Here is a 14,375-nt window from a genome sequence, read left to right as displayed (position 1 = left end):
GCGGTCAGGCACAGAAGCTCGTTGTTGCCGCCCACGTCCTGCGACCAGTCCGCGAAGCGCTCGCCGCGGTAGGTCGCCTCGTCGGGCTTTTCGGCCTGGATCATCGTCCCCATCGCCCCGTCGAGGACGAGGATGCGGCGATCGGCGTGTTCGGCGATATCGGTAACGGGCATCGAAAACTCCCTTGCGGTCCGGGCCCTGCCCGGTCGCCGGACTGTCTACAGGTCGCGGGGGGCCGGGGCATCCGCGGATGCTTCATGATCATCATGCAGCGGATCGAAGCGCGCGGCGCCCCGGCCGGGGCTCAGTCGGGCTTGCGGAAGACCTGGATGCCCCAGGCGAGGTTGCCCGCGTCGGCGGCCTTGACCCAGTGTTCGAGACCCACGGCCATCTTGTCGAGATACTCCGCCGAGGCGCCGCTCTCGCGCAGCTTGTCATAGTTGGCGAGCATGTCCTCGCGGACGCGGGCGTAGTGGGCGCGCAGGTTGTGGGTCAGGTCCTCCTGCTCCACCGTCTCGAAGCCCAGCGCCTCGGCCGCCTCGCGGTAGAAGCGGAACGAGCCGAGCGAGGCGAGCTGGAGCCGGTCGTAAACCGGCTGCAGCGCGGCCGGGTCGGCGTCGTCGGCCTGCATCGGGTCGGTGAAGACGAAGAGCCCGCCGGGCTTCAGCACGCGCCGGACCTCGCCGAGCACCGCGTGGCGCTGGTCGGAATGCAGGATCGCGTCCTGGCTCCAGACGATGTCGTAGCTCGCGTCCGGTTCGGGAATGTCCTCGAAGACGCCGTGCACGACGCGGATCGTGTCGGCGAAGCCCTGCGTGCGGTTGCGGTGGCGGTTGGTGTCGTTCTGCACCTCGGAGATGTTGAGGCAGGTCGCCTGCCCGCCGCGCTGGCCGACCAAGCGGCGCATCGCGCCGCCGTAGCCCGCGCCGATGTCGAGCACGCGCGTCCCGTCCGAGAACGCGGGCAGCTTGGCGATCATGCGATCCACCGTGACGTCCGAGGCCTCCTTGATGTCCTTCGTCTGCTCGTAGCAGCCCACGTGCAGGTCCTGCCCGCCCCAGACGGTCGAATAGAAGGTGTCCGCGCTCTCGCTGTCGTAGTAGTCCTCGGCGACGTCGCGCACATCCGCCTCGCCCCCGTCACGGGCGCCGCCGCCCCAGCGTGCGACGTGCAGCGTGGATTTCTCGGCGACATGGATGAAGAAGTCCGGCTCGTCCTCGGCGTAGGTCTCCTGGAAGTCGCCGTAGGTGCGCACCCGGGCGAAGCCCGCCTCGGTCAGCAGGCGGCGCACGTAATTCTTGCGGATCGGGCACATGTTGAGCGTGTAGTCCGAGCCGTCCGGGAAGGAGTACTTCATCCGGCAGAGCCCCTCGTCCACGTGCTCGGGCTCGGCGGTGACGCGGTCGCCGCAATAGTAGAACTTGTGCTTCGTGGTGAAGCCGTGATCGAGCATCGCGTCGTAGTTGCGCTGATCGAGGATCAGGATGCCGTCGTGCTTCAGCGCGGCGTAGAACTCGGCCAGCGCGCGGCGGCGGTCGTGCTCTTCATGCAGGTGCGTGAAGGAATTGCCGAGGCAGATGATCGCGTCGTACTTGCCCTGGATGTCGCGGTTGAGCCAGCGCCAGTCGGCCTGCACGGTCTTCAGGATCAGCCCGCGCGCCTGCCCGTTCTCGAAGGCCTTGGCGACCATCGCCGCGGACCCGTCCGCGGTGGTGACGTTGAAGCCCGCCTCGGTCAGCCGAACGGAGTGAAAGCCCGTGCCGGCGGCCACGTCGAGCACCGTCTCCTTGCCGCGGGCGCGCAGGATGTCGATGAAGAACTGCCCCTCGCTCTCGGCGCGGCCGCGCCAGTCGATGAGCTCGTCCCACTTCTCGACGAAGGACATGACGTATTCGCCGCGGTAGAGGTCCGTCTCGCGGTCGGCGAGCGGGTCCTCGCCGTAGGCCTGCTCGTCGAGATCCAACTCGAAATTCTGCACCTTGGCTGCGTCGGCCATGCGGGTCTCCCTGTGCGCTCGGCGCCGCACGCGGCGGCCAGGGGCTCCGGCGGCCGCGCGACGCTCGATGGTCCGTGTCTTTCGCCCTCGCTCCGGCCATGTGGAACGGTCTGCGCGCAGCGGGCGCGGCGGCGTCCTCGTCACGTGGCGCCGGGCCTCTCGCCTCCGGCGCCCGCGGTGTGGCCGTCGGGCGGATAGCGCCGCGTCGCCGTGACGCGGCCTCTCGATGCCTACAGTCATAACGACTGTTTGCGACAGTTCAATGATCTTTTGCGACACGAGCGCCGCACTGCAGCTAAACGCTGCTTTTGGCTCAGGAATTGCCCACGATACGAGCAGCCGCCCGCCGCACCTTCGCGGTGTCGCGGCGTTCGGACGCGGCCGGGGAGCGACATGCATTGGCGACTTGCGCGGCGATTTAATTTCTGTTTTTCTCGAAATATGGAATCAGAGCTTCCCGCACGCCTCGCCACCCTCGGCCATCCGGAGCGGCTCTCCGTGTTCCGGCTGCTCATGCGTCGCTACCCGGACCGGGTGCCGGCGGGTGAACTGGCCGGCGCGCTCGGCCTGCGGCCCTCGACGCTGTCGTCCTATCTGGCCGCGCTCATGCAGGCGGGCCTCGTCACGCAGGAACGCGCCGGCACCTCGCGCCGGTATGCGATCGACATGGTCACGGTGCGCGACACTTTCGACGCTCTGCTTCTCGACTGCTGCCGCGGACGGCCGGATGTCTGTTCGCCCGTCTCCCTTCCCTCCGACCGTGGACCGATACCGATGCCCGACCGCAAGTACAGGGTGCTCTTCATCTGCACCGGCAACTCCGCCCGCTCGATCTTTGCCGAATCGCTTCTCCGCGCCGAAGCCGACGACCGATTCGAGGTCTTTTCCGCCGGCACGCGGCCCCGCCCCGCGATCAATCCCTTCGCCCTCGAGCTGCTCGAGGCCAAGGGACACGAGACGTCCGGCCTTCGCGCCAAGACGCTGGCCGACGTCGGCGGCCCCGATGCGCCGCCCTTCGACTTCGTCTTCACCGTCTGCGACCAGGCGGCGAACGAGGAATGCCCGGTGTGGGAGGGTCACCCCGTCACCGGCCACTGGGGCGTGCCGGACCCGGTGAAAGCCGAAGGCACGGACGCGGAAAAGGCGCTCGCCTTCCAGCAGGCCTACGGCACGCTGCGCAACCGGATCCGCGCCTTCGCGGCCCTGCCGCTCGATTCGCTCGACCGGCTTTCGCTGCAGAAGGCCGTGGACCGGATCGGCCACCCCGACGCGCAGGCGCCGGCATGACCGTCTACGCGCTGAACGGCCTCGGGCGGGTGGGCAAGCTCGCGCTGCGCCCGCTGCTCGAGCGCGGCGCCGAGATCGCCTGGATCAACGACGCCACGGGCGATGCAGCGATGCACGCCCATCTCCTGGAGTTCGACACGGTGCACGGACGCTGGGACGCCAGCTTCGCGGCCGACGCCGAGAGCGTCACGATCGACGGCACCCGCCTGCCCTTCATCGGCACCGGCGATCCCGCCGCCCTGCCCCTCGAGGGCGTCGACGTGGTGATCGACTGCACCGGCGTCTTCAAGTCGGCCGAGAAACTCGCGCCCTATTTCGCGGCGGGCGTGAAGAAGGTCGTCGTCTCGGCCCCGGTGAAGGACGCGGAGGCGGTGAACGTCGTCCACGGCGTCAACCACGATACCTACGACCCAGCGCGCCACCGGATCGTGACGGCGGCCTCCTGCACCACGAACTGCCTCGCCCCGGTGGTCAAGGTGATCCACGAGGCGCTCGGCATCCGCCATGGCTCGATCACCACGATCCACGACGTCACCAACACGCAGACCATCGTGGACCGGCCGGCCAAGGACCTGCGCCGCGCGCGCTCGGCGCTCAATTCGCTGATCCCGACGACCACCGGCAGCGCGACGGCCATCGCCGCGATCTTCCCCGAGCTCGAGGGGCGGCTGAACGGCCATGCGGTGCGCGTGCCGCTGCTGAACGCCTCGCTCACCGACTGCGTCTTCGAAGTGGCGCGGGAGACCACCGCCGAGGAGGTCAACGCCCTGCTCAGGGACGCCGCCCAAGGCCCCCTCGCCGGCATTCTCGGCTACGAGGACCGCCCCCTCGTCTCGGCGGATTACGTCAACGACACGCGCTCGGCGATCGTGGACGGGCCGTCGACCATGGTGGTGAACGGCACGCAGGTGAAGCTCTACGCCTGGTACGACAACGAGATGGGCTATGCCCATCGCCTCGTGGACGTGGCGCTCATGGTCGGGGAGACGTCCTGATGGACCGCCCGCAGGGGCTCTCGGCCTATGTCGCCGTCACGGCGGCCTACTGGGCCTTCATGCTCACCGACGGCGCGCTCAGGATGCTGGTGCTCCTGCACTTCCACACGCTGGGGTTCTCGCCCGTGCAGCTCGCCTATCTCTTCGTCCTCTACGAGATCGCGGGGATGGTCACGAATCTCTCGGCGGGCTGGATCGCGGCGCGCTTCGGGCTGACCTCGACGCTTTACGCAGGCCTCGCGATACAGGTGGTCGCGCTGCTCGCGCTGGCGCAGCTCGACCCGGGCTGGGCCGTCGGGCTCTCGGTCGTCTACGTGATGGTCGTGCAGGGGGCCTCCGGCGTGGCCAAGGACCTCGCCAAGATGTCGTCGAAGTCGGCCGTCAAGCTCCTCGCGCCGAAGGAGGACGGCGGGCTCTTCCGCTGGGTCGCGGTGCTGACCGGCTCGAAGAACGCGGTGAAGGGCGTGGGCTTCCTGCTCGGCGCGGCGCTGCTGGCCACGGTGGGCTTCGTCTGGGCGGTGCTCGGCATGGCCGCGGTGCTGGCCGCGATCCTGGCGGGCGTGCTGGCCTTCATGCCTGCGGGGCTGCCGAAAGGGCGCAAGGGCGTGCCGTTTTCCGAGGTCTTCTCGGACAGCGCCAACGTCAACTGGCTCTCGGCGGCGCGGGTCGCGCTCTTCGGGGCGCGGGATGTCTGGTTCGTCGTGGGCATCCCGATCTACTTCTACGCCGTGCTCTCCGACGGCACCGCGGCAGGCGACCGCGCCGCCTTCTTCACGGTCGGCACCTTCATGGCGGTCTGGATCATCCTCTACGGCGCGGTGCAGGCGGCCACCCCCCGCCTGCTGCGCGCGGCGACGCGCCCCGAAGGCGCGCTCGTCTCGGCGGCGCGGGGATGGGCCGCTGCGCTTCTGCTCGTGCCGGCGGCACTGACGGCGGCGGCGCTCGCCGCGGAGGGCCCGGCGCCGTGGCTCACCGCGACGCTTGTGGCAGGTCTGCTGGCCTTCGGCGCGCTCTTCGCGGTGAATTCCTCGCTCCACTCGTATCTGATCCTCGCCTTCACGAAGGACGAGCGGGTGACGATGGACGTCGGCTTCTACTACATGGCGAACGCGGGCGGGCGGCTTCTCGGGACGGTTCTCTCCGGCGCGACCTATCAGGCGGGCGGCCTTGCGCTGATGCTCGCCACGGCGACCGCCCTCGTCGGGCTCTCCGCGCTCACCGCCGGCCGGCTCCGGCCGGCCGATCCTGCGACGCGGGCCGCGTGAGGCTCAGCCCGCGAGTGCCTCTTCGAGTTCGCGGGTGAGGCGGCGCGCCTCCTCCGAGCGGGGCTTGGAGAAGCGCGCGAGCAGCAGATAGGCGACCGGCGTCAGGTACAGCGTCGCCAGCGTGGCGAGGCCGAGGCCGCCCACGATGACCCAGCCGAGCGCGGCGCGCGCCTCCGCCCCGGCACCGGCCGAGAGGATCAGCGGCACGCCGCCGAGCACCGTCGAGGTCATCGTCATCATGACGGGGCGCAGACGGATCGTCGCCGCGTCGAGGATCGCGTCGCGCACGCCGGACCCGGTTTCGCGGCGCTGGTTGGCGAACTCCACGATCAGGATGCCGTTCTTGGCCATGATCCCGATCAGCATGATGAGCCCGATCTGCGAGTAGACGTTCAGGCTCTGCCCGGTGAACAGGAGCGCGAAGGCCGCGCAGGCGAGGCCGAGCGGCACCGTCGCCATTACCACCAGCGCCGAGACGAAGCTCTCGAACTGCGCCGAGAGCACGAGAAAGACCACCGCGATGGCGAAGCCGAAGACGGCGACGATCCCCGCGTTGGTCTGGTCGAGCGTCGCGGCCTCGGCCAGCGGCACGATGCGGTTTTCCTCCGAAAGAACCTCCTCGCCGAGCCCCTCGACCTGCGCCAGCGCGTCGCCGAGCGCGAGCTCCGGCGAGAGCGAGGCGGTGATCTCCACCGCGCGCTGCTGGCCCTCGCGCCCGAGCTCCGGCGCGACCGCCTCTTCCTCCAGGCGCACGAAGCTCGCCATCGGCACCATCTGGCCGGAGCCCGCCTGCACGAAGATGTTCTGCAGGTCGCCCGGATCGTTCACGGGATTCGCGGTGGACAGCATCTGCACGTCGATCGCCTCGTCGCCGACGAAGACGGAGCCGACCGTGCGTCCGTTGAGCACAGCGCGCAGCGCGCCACCGAGCCCCGTGATGTCGATGCCGAGGTCCGCCGCGCGCGTGCGGTCTATCTCCACCGAAAGCTGCGGGCGCGTGAGTTCGTAGTCGAGGCGCACGCTGCCGAAGTCGGGCTCCTCCTGCATCCGGTCGACGAGGCTCTGCGCGACATCGGCCAGCTGGTCGTAGCTGTCGCCGGTGATCGCAAAATTCAGCCCGCGTCCCGCGCCCCGGATGCCGAGCGAGTTGGGCTGGATGGCGAAGGCCCGCACGCCAACGATCTGGCGCAGCTTGCCGTTGATCTCGGTCACGATCTCGTCCTGGCTGCGCGCACGCTCGCCCCAGTCCGCGAGCGAGAAGACCATGAAGCCGCGGCTGTCGGAGCCGAAGCCCGCGATGGAAAAGACGTTCTCGATCTCGCCCGACGCGCGCAGGGGCGCGACCGCCGTCTCGATCTCGCGCATCTTGTCGAGCGTGTAGTCGAGCGAGACGCCCTGCGGCGCACGCACGCTCAGCAGCGCCACGGCCCGGTCCTCGCGCGGGGTCAGCTCCTGCTTGATGCCATCGGCCACGAAGACCGCCGTCGCCGCGAAGAGCGCCGCCGCCACCACCACGACGAGCGGCGCGGCGAGCGCCCAGCGCAGCGTCCGCGCATAGCCGGCCGCCAGCGCGCCGCCCGTCCAGGCGAGTGGCCCGCGCCGCGGCGCGCCGGTCTCCGCGGTCAGAAGCCGGCTCGCCAGAACCGGGCAGAGCGTGAGCGCCACGAGGCTCGAGAGCGCGACCGCCATCGCCAGCGTGAAGCCGAACTCGCGGAAGAGCCCGCCCGCCTGCCCCGGCAGGAAGCTCAGAGGCACGAAGACCGCGGCCAGCGTCGCCGTCGTCGTGACCACCGCGAAGAAGACCTGCCGCGCGCCGAGCACCGCCGCGGCGCGCGGCCCCATCCCCTCGGACCGGCGGCGCACAATGTTTTCGAGCACCACGATCGCGTCGTCCACGACAAGTCCCGTGGCGAGCACGAGCGCGAGGAGCGTGAGAATGTTGATCGAAAAGCCCACGACCCAGATCGCGGCGAGCGTCCCGATCAGCGCCACCGGCATCGTCACCGCCGGGATCAGCGTGGCCCGCGCGTCACGCAGGAAGACGTAGATCACCGCCACCACGATCAGCGTCGCCGCGACGAGCGTCTTGACCACCTCGCGGATCGCGCCGTTGATGAAGATCGCGTCGTCCGATGTGACGAAGATCGCGACGTCGTCGGGGAGCGTGCGATCGAGCTCTGCCACCGTGGCGCGCACCGCCGCGGAAATGTCGAGCGTGTTGCTCCCGGCCTGCCGGATCACCCCGATGCCGACGCCGCTCTCGCCGTTGGCACGCAGCACCGTCTCGTCCGGCGAGGGGCCGAGGGTCACGGTCGCCACGTCGCGCAGCCGCACGTTGTCGGCCAGCGTCAGATCCTCGAAATCGGCCGGCGCGGTCAGCATCGCGGTCGTGCGCACGTTGATCGAAGAGCGCGCGCCGGAGAGATCGCCCGCGGCCGCGTTGAACCCCGCGTCGTCGAGCGCCGCGCGAATATCCGCGAGCGTGAGCCCCCGGCTCGCCAGCGCGGCGAGGTCGACATCCACCCGGAAGATCGGCGCCCGGTCGCCGTAGACCTGAAGGTCGGCCACGCCCTCGATCGAGATCAGCCGATCCTCGACCCGGTCCTCGACGATCTGCGTCAGGTCCTGCGGCGCGCGGCTCGCCGAGGTCACGGCGACGCGCACGACGGGTTGTGCATCGGCGTCGGCCTTGACGACTTCCGGGTCCTCCGCCTCCTCGGGGAGCTGCCCGGAGATGCGCGCGACGGCATCGCGCACGTCGGTGGCGGCCACGTCGATATCGACGCTCTCGTTGAACTCGAGCGTCACGCGGCTGCGCCCGAAGCGGGAATTGGACGAGATCGCGCGGATGCCGGCGACGCGGCCCACGGCGCCCTCGATGCGCCCCGTCACCTCCTGATCGAGCGTCTCGGGCGCGGCGCCGGGAAACTCGGTGGTGACCGTGACCACCGGGCGGTCGACGTTCGGAAGCTCCCGGATTTCCGCGCCGAGAAGCGCGGCGATCCCGGCGAGCACGATCAGCGCGCTCAGCACGTAGGCGAGGATCGGGCGGCGCACGAAAAGCGCGGTGCCGCCCCCGGCGGTGCGGTTGGCGCTCTCCATCATCGCGGCGACCTCACAGTGTCCGCCGCGCCGGCGCGGCACGCGCGGCCTGCGGCTCGGCCACACGCACCTCGGCGCCGGGGCGCAGGCCCTGCACCCCCTCGGTGATCACGCGCTCGCCGACCTCGAGTTCGCCCTCGACGAGCACGGCATCCTCGTTGCGCTGGCGGATCGTCACCGGGACGCGCGCCGCCGCCCCGTCACGCACCGCCCAGACATAGGACCCTTCGGCCGACCACTGCACGGCCAGCGGGTCGACCGTCGCGAGCGTCTCGCCCGGGAAGGCGAGCGCCACCTCGAAGGCCATGCCGCCGCGCAGCAGGTCGCCCTCGTTGGCGATTCGCCCCTGCACGCGGAGGGTCCGGCTCGCCGGGTCGACCTGCGCGTCCACCGCGCGCACCTCTCCGGTGAGGGTCCGGTCCGGTAACGCGAGCGGCCGCGCCTCGAGCGACATCCCCGGCTCGACGCGGGGCGCCACGCGCTCGGGCACGCGGAAATCGATCAGGATCTCGGAGCGGTCGGTGATCATGATCACCTCGTCGCCGGCGCGGACGCGGTCGCCCACCTCGATCTCCGGCACGCCGGTCCAGCCGGCGATCGGCGCCCGCACGCGCCGCTCGTCAAGGTCGTATTCCGCCTCGCGCAGGGCGAGCTCGGCCTGGCGCAGCGCGAGTTCCGCCTCGCGCCGGCTGACCTCGGTCACCGCGCCGGTGCCGCTCAGCCGCTCCAGCCGCCCGGCCTGATCGCGGGCGTCGTCCAGCGTCAGGCGCGCGCGCTCCAGCGCGATGCGTTCGGCCTCGTCGTCGAGCCGCACGACGAGCGCATCCTTCTCGATCCGCCCGCCCGGCGCGACACCGATCTCGACCACCTGACCCGTCGCCTCGGCGCGGAGCTCGACACGGCGCAGCGCCTGCCCGTCGCCGATGGCAACGACGCGGTCGCCGACGCGCCCCTCGCCCACGGCCTCGGCCACGACGGTCGCCGGGCCGCCGCCGCCCCAGCCTCCGCCGCCCTGCTCGTCCGCCTCGGCGTAGTCGACGCCGACCAGATCGAGGAGGCCGATCCGGTCGAGAAGCGGCATCGCCGACGGCACATAGGCGATCCAGAGCGCCACGGTGCCCGCGATCACGCCCAGCGAGAGAAGAAGTTGGCGGACCATGCGCGCGCGCCCCGTGATTGCAGATGACAGCACGATATAGCGCGCCCTGCAGGATGTCACACGCGGGCGGCCCTCACGCCCGCGTGACGGCACTTCAGCCGGGGTGCACCAGGGTGCCGAAGAGGCGCGGATCGAGGCTCTCGCCCGCGAAGGTCTCGCCCTCGGTCATCACCGAGACGGCATCATGGCTGTGCAGGCTTTCCTGGTGGCTCGCCACCACGCGGAAATCGCCCACGCGCGCATCCCGCTCGAGCTCCGCGGCGAAAAGCCGCGCGGCATCCTCCACGAAGACCGGGTGCGCGGCGTTGAGCTCGGCGAAGGCCTGCTCGTCCTCGCGCTTGACCATGACCTGCGTCTCGGTGGGCACCGCGGCGCGGCACATCTCCACCAGGTCCTCGAACCAGAGGCAGCCCGCCTCGGTCAGTTCGACGGAAATCCGCGCCACCGAGCGCTGCGAATGCGGCGTGGCGAGCTGTCCGCGCTCGCGCCGGGCGTGCTCGGAAAGTTCGAGCGAGCAGGGGCAGGTCGAGGAATAGACGTAGTCGAGATGCAGGATGCGCCGGCGCACGCCGTCCCGTTCCACGAGTTCCAGCGCGATGTCGTAATACTGGTACCCGGCAAGGCCCGAGCGCAGGCTTTCCACCTTCATCGGGAAGGAGGCGCGCATCTGGATACGGGCGTCGAGGCTGTCCAGATCGGTCTTGTAATCGTCGAGCGCCGCCTCGATCACCCCGAAGCTCATCACCCGCTCGGCATGGGTGTAGAAGCTCCGCATGATGCGGCTCATGTTGATGCCCTTCTTCTCGGCATCGAGGCTGACAGTGCCCGTCACCGAGGTCTCGAGCGTCATCTCCCCGCCACCGCGCGTGGCGAAGCGGATCGGCAGGCGGAAGTTCGAGATGCCGACATGCTGGATCGGCCGGCGCGCGCCGCGGATCAGCGCGGCAGGGCCGTTCTGCAGATCGGGCAGCGTGGCGCGGTAGGCGGGATCGGCCGCGAAGCCCTCCGGATACACGCGCGAGAGATGCGGATATCCGCTGTCGCCGGGCAGGAGACGCAGCATCGCCGGATCGAGCGCGGCGATCTCGGCCTCGCTTGCCTGCTCCATCCAGCGGCGGAGCTTCGTGAGCGCGGCCTCGGCCTCGTCGCGGTCGGGCGTCCGGTCGAGATCGGAAATCTGGATGTTCATGGCCTCGTGCCCTCTGGTCCCTGTCCGGACCCGGAACATAGGCCGCGGGCGTCGGAAAATCCAACTTTCACGAAAATTTCGTCACCGCGCCCGGGGGCTGCGACCCCCTGCCCTCTGCGCGCCGCCCGGCGACGCGCGCCGCCCCGGCGCGAGGAGCCCCCGTCACACGGCGTCGAGCGCCCGACGCAGGTCGGCGATCAGGTCGTCGGGATCCTCGAGCCCGACGGAAAGCCGCACCAGCCCCGGCGTGATGCCGAGCGCGGCCTTCTGCGCCTCCGGCAGGCGCTGGTGCGTCGTCGTCGCCGGGTGCGTGGCGATGGATTTCGCGTCCCCGAGGTTGTTCGAGATCAGCACGATCCCGAGCGCGTCCAGCATCCGGAAGGCCGCCGCCTGCCCCTCGGCGAGTTCGACGGCGAGGAGCGTGCCGCCCGTCCCCATCTGCCGCTGGGCAAGCTCGAACTGCGGATGCGACGGCAGCCCCGGATAGATCATCCGGGCGAGCTTCGGGTGCCCCTCGAGCGCCGCGGCGATGCGCGCGGCGGTTTCCGCCTGCGCGCGCACGCGCAGATCCAGCGTCTCGAGCCCCTTCAGCATGACCCAGGCGTTGAAGGGCGAGAGCGCGCCGCCCGTGTGCTTCATGTAGGCCTCGACCGGGCCGCGCACGATCTCGCGCGGGCCGAGGATCACGCCGCCGAGCGTGCGCCCCTGCCCGTCGATGTGCTTCGTCGCCGAATAGATCACGATATCGGCCCCCTGGTCGACGGCGCGCGAATAGACCGGCGTGGCGAAGACGTTGTCCACCACGACGAGCGCGCCCGCGGCCTGCGCGATTTCCGCGACGGCCGCGATGTCCACCACCTCCAGCGCCGGGTTGGAGACCGATTCGAAAAAGACGAGCCGCGTGTCGTCACGCACCGCCGCGCGCCACGCATCGAGATCGGTGCCGTCGACGAAGGTGACCTCCACCCCGAAGCGCGCAAGCACCTCCTCCAGCACGTAGAGGCACGACCCGAAGAGCGCGCGCGCCGCGACCACGTGATCGCCCGCCCGCGTCAGCGCCATGAGCGCGCCCGAGACCGCGGCCATCCCGCTCGCCGTGGCGAAGCCCGCCTCCGTGCCCTCGAGCGCGGCGATGCGGTCCTCGAAGGTGGCGACCGTCGGGTTGCCGTAGCGCGCGTAGATGAACTCGTCCGGCCCCGCGTCGCGGAAGCGCGCCTCCGCCGCCGCGGCGCTCTCGTAGACGAAGCCCTGCGTCAGATGCAGCGCCTCGCTCACCTCGGCGTATTGCGAGCGGCGCGCGCCGCCGTGCACGAGCCGCGTGCGCGGCTTCCAGTCCTCGGCCATGCCCTGTCTCCCGGCGCGGTCCCCGCGCCATGAAAAGCCCCCGGCGCGTGGTCAGGCGGCCGGGGGCGGGGCCCGGCCTGACCTCTTTAGCGGCTTGTTTCGCGTGGCCCGCAATCCGGCGACAAATCACCACGCCGGACCGGGTACCCCCGCCCCTGTTGCCCGTCAACCGCGTCATGCGGGCGTCACACGCGCGTCACCGACATTTTGCAGAGGGCCTCTAGGCGATCCGCGACATCTGGTGGGCAGAGGGGCAATGACACTCATCCGACTGGACGCCGTGGCGGGGCGCCCGCAGCTTCATGGCCTCGGCGAGGCGCCCGAGGCCCTTCTCGCCGAGGCCGTGCGCAGCACCCGCGGCCCGGTCGTCGTGATGATCCACGGCTACAAGTTCATCCCCGGCCACCCGCGCCGCTGCCCGCACCGCCACATCCTCGGCCTCGAGCGGCGGCGCCCGTGCCGCAAGGCGCTGAGCTGGCCGCGCGCCCTCGGCTTCACCGGCGCGGCGCGCGACGAGGGGCTGGGCCTCGCCTTCGGCTGGCACGCCCGCGGCACCCTCTGGGACGCGTGGCGCCGCGCCGAGGCCGCCGGCGCCGCGCTCGCGCAGGTCGCCGAGGTTCTGCGCGCCGCCGCACCCGAACGGCCCGTGCATGTCGTGGCCCATTCGCTCGGCGCACGGGTGGCCCTCGCGGCGATGGCGCGCGCGCCGGCCGGCACCTTCGGCCGCGCACTCCTCCTCGCCGGCGCCGAGTTCGCCTCCTCCGCCGAGGCCGCACTCGCCGCGCCCGGCGGGCGCGCGGCCGAGCTCGTCAACGTCACGAGCCGCGAGAACCTGCTCTTCGACCTGCTTCTCGAGACGCTCGTCGCGCCACCGCGGCGGGGCGACGTCACGCTCGGGCGCGGGCTTGCGCAGGGGCCGCGGCGCCTCACCCTGCGGCTCGAAGATGCGCATACGCTCGCCGCGCTGGGGCGGCACGGGTTCAGTGTCGCTCCGCCCGAGCGGCGCGTGTGTCACTGGTCGGCCTACCTGCGCCCCGGCGTCTTCGACCTCTATCGCGCCCTCCTCCGGGCGCCGGCGTCAACGCCGCTGGCGAGCCTCGCCGCCGCCGTCGCGCCGCCGATCACGGCAATGCACCCGCACGCGCCCTTGCCATCGGCCGCAGGCGCGCCATCCTGACGCACAAGTGAAAGGAGGCGCCATGACCACGCCCATAGAGCTTTACTACTGGCCGACGCCGAACGGCTGGAAGATCACCATCGCGCTGGAAGAGATGGAGCTTTCCTACAAGCTGCATCTCGTGAACATCGGCAGGGGCGACCAGTTCGACCCCGAGTTCCTGAAGATCGCGCCCAACAACCGGATGCCCGCGATCATCGACCCGGAGGGCCCGGACGGGGCGCCGGTCTCGATCTTCGAATCGGGCGCGATCCTCCAGTATCTCGCGCGCAAGACCGGCCTCTTCGGCGGCCCGACCGAGCGCGACCGCATCGCCGTGGACCAGTGGCTGATGTGGCAGATGGGCGGCCTCGGCCCGATGGCGGGGCAGGCGCATCACTTCCTGAAGTACGCGCCCACCATGGACCCGCCGCAGGACCTGCCCTACGCCAAGGACCGCTACCGCAACGAGACCGCGCGCCTCCTGCGCGTGCTCGACACGCAGCTCGCGGACAACGACTACGTCGCGGGCGACTTCTACTCGATCGCCGACATGGCGATCTGGCCCTGGGCCTCGCTCTGGGAGGGACAGGAGCAGACGCTCGAGGACAAGCCGAACCTCGCACGCTGGCTCGACCTCGTGGCGGCGCGCCCGGCGGTGCAGCGCGGCCGCGCCGTGGCCGAGGAGAGCCGCGGCGCCGGCGCGACCGACCGCGAGGCGCAGAAGATCCTCTTCGGGCAGAAGGGCTGAGGCCGGTGTCGAGAGGGGGGCTGTCTGCCCCCCTCTTGGCCTTCGGCCAATTCACCCCCCGAGAGTATTTCGGCCAAGATGATGGGGCGCGAGACGCGTGCCGCCGCCGGAGCGAAGAGGCCCGCAAGGGC

Annotated in this window: 10 protein-coding genes and 1 riboswitch; of the genes, 5 read left to right on the top strand and 5 right to left on the bottom strand. The window is 70.9% G+C overall.

Features of this window, described 5'->3' with window-relative positions; translation table 11 throughout:
* Positions 1-304: 304 nt before the first annotated feature.
* Positions 305-1,996, bottom strand: coding sequence for a glycine/sarcosine N-methyltransferase (locus ACESL7_RS05490; protein ID WP_372892247.1), 1,692 nt, complete (start codon positions 1,994-1,996; stop codon positions 305-307).
* Positions 1,997-2,437: 441 nt separating this feature from the next.
* Between ACESL7_RS05490 and ACESL7_RS05485 the strand changes: the two genes are divergently transcribed.
* From ACESL7_RS05485 to arsJ, 3 genes are read left to right on the top strand one after another with little or no spacing between them, the layout of a single operon-like run.
* Positions 2,438-3,283 (top strand): arsenate reductase/protein-tyrosine-phosphatase family protein, encoded by an 846-nt coding sequence (locus ACESL7_RS05485; protein WP_372892245.1) that lies wholly within the window; start codon positions 2,438-2,440, stop codon positions 3,281-3,283.
* Positions 3,280-4,278: an ArsJ-associated glyceraldehyde-3-phosphate dehydrogenase gene (locus tag ACESL7_RS05480; RefSeq protein WP_372892243.1), complete on the top strand. Its 999-nt coding sequence runs from the start codon at positions 3,280-3,282 to the stop codon at positions 4,276-4,278. The genes ACESL7_RS05485 and ACESL7_RS05480 overlap by 4 nt, the downstream gene beginning before the upstream one ends.
* Entirely contained in the window at positions 4,278-5,543 is a 1,266-nt protein-coding gene (gene arsJ / locus ACESL7_RS05475) for an organoarsenical effux MFS transporter ArsJ (RefSeq protein WP_372892241.1), read from the top strand. The genes ACESL7_RS05480 and arsJ overlap by 1 nt, the downstream gene beginning before the upstream one ends.
* 3 nt (positions 5,544-5,546) lie before the next feature.
* Here the strand turns inward: arsJ and ACESL7_RS05470 are convergent, their stop codons facing one another.
* The 4 genes from ACESL7_RS05470 to metZ all read right to left on the bottom strand — a co-directional run bounded on the left by ACESL7_RS05470 (position 5,547) and on the right by metZ (position 12,337).
* On the bottom strand, positions 5,547-8,645 hold the full coding sequence (locus tag ACESL7_RS05470) for an efflux RND transporter permease subunit (protein ID WP_372892249.1): 3,099 nt from the start codon (positions 8,643-8,645) through the stop codon (positions 5,547-5,549).
* A gap of 13 nt (positions 8,646-8,658) precedes the next feature.
* Positions 8,659-9,804: an efflux RND transporter periplasmic adaptor subunit gene (locus tag ACESL7_RS05465; protein ID WP_372892239.1), complete on the bottom strand. Its 1,146-nt coding sequence runs from the start codon at positions 9,802-9,804 to the stop codon at positions 8,659-8,661.
* A 94-nt stretch (positions 9,805-9,898) separates the two neighbouring features.
* A complete protein-coding gene (gene folE2 / locus ACESL7_RS05460) occupies positions 9,899-10,993 on the bottom strand; it encodes a GTP cyclohydrolase FolE2 (protein ID WP_372892237.1) in 1,095 nt (364 codons plus the stop codon).
* A 162-nt stretch (positions 10,994-11,155) separates the two neighbouring features.
* Positions 11,156-12,337 (bottom strand): O-succinylhomoserine sulfhydrylase, encoded by a 1,182-nt coding sequence (gene metZ, locus ACESL7_RS05455; RefSeq protein WP_372892235.1) that lies wholly within the window; start codon positions 12,335-12,337, stop codon positions 11,156-11,158.
* 65 nt (positions 12,338-12,402) lie between these two features.
* Positions 12,403-12,480: riboswitch (SAM riboswitch) on the bottom strand.
* 113 nt (positions 12,481-12,593) lie between these two features.
* Between metZ and ACESL7_RS05450 the strand changes: the two genes are divergently transcribed.
* Both ACESL7_RS05450 and ACESL7_RS05445 read left to right on the top strand, forming a co-directional pair.
* Positions 12,594-13,514, top strand: a complete 921-nt coding sequence (locus ACESL7_RS05450) for a hypothetical protein (RefSeq protein WP_372892233.1) — start codon at positions 12,594-12,596, stop codon at positions 13,512-13,514.
* Between the two features lie 22 nt (positions 13,515-13,536).
* Complete coding sequence (locus ACESL7_RS05445; protein ID WP_372892231.1) at positions 13,537-14,244, top strand: glutathione S-transferase N-terminal domain-containing protein; 708 nt, start codon at positions 13,537-13,539, stop codon at positions 14,242-14,244.
* Positions 14,245-14,375 lie beyond the last annotated feature (131 nt).

This window comes from Rhodosalinus sp. (assembly GCF_041685465.1).
Taxonomy (GTDB): domain Bacteria; phylum Pseudomonadota; class Alphaproteobacteria; order Rhodobacterales; family Rhodobacteraceae; genus Rhodosalinus.
This window is presented reverse-complemented; position numbering and strand designations above follow the sequence as displayed.

Coding starts and splice junctions, on each gene's coding strand:
- folE2 (WP_372892237.1), bottom strand. CDS start 10,993: ATGAACATCCAGATTTCCGATCTCGACCGGACGCCCGACCGCGACGAG.
- ACESL7_RS05470 (WP_372892249.1), bottom strand. CDS start 8,645: ATGGAGAGCGCCAACCGCACCGCCGGGGGCGGCACCGCGCTTTTCGTG.
- arsJ (WP_372892241.1), top strand. CDS start 4,278: ATGGACCGCCCGCAGGGGCTCTCGGCCTATGTCGCCGTCACGGCGGCC.
- ACESL7_RS05480 (WP_372892243.1), top strand. CDS start 3,280: ATGACCGTCTACGCGCTGAACGGCCTCGGGCGGGTGGGCAAGCTCGCG.
- ACESL7_RS05485 (WP_372892245.1), top strand. CDS start 2,438: ATGGAATCAGAGCTTCCCGCACGCCTCGCCACCCTCGGCCATCCGGAG.
- ACESL7_RS05445 (WP_372892231.1), top strand. CDS start 13,537: ATGACCACGCCCATAGAGCTTTACTACTGGCCGACGCCGAACGGCTGG.
- ACESL7_RS05490 (WP_372892247.1), bottom strand. CDS start 1,996: ATGGCCGACGCAGCCAAGGTGCAGAATTTCGAGTTGGATCTCGACGAG.
- ACESL7_RS05465 (WP_372892239.1), bottom strand. CDS start 9,804: ATGGTCCGCCAACTTCTTCTCTCGCTGGGCGTGATCGCGGGCACCGTG.
- ACESL7_RS05450 (WP_372892233.1), top strand. CDS start 12,594: ATGACACTCATCCGACTGGACGCCGTGGCGGGGCGCCCGCAGCTTCAT.
- metZ (WP_372892235.1), bottom strand. CDS start 12,337: ATGGCCGAGGACTGGAAGCCGCGCACGCGGCTCGTGCACGGCGGCGCG.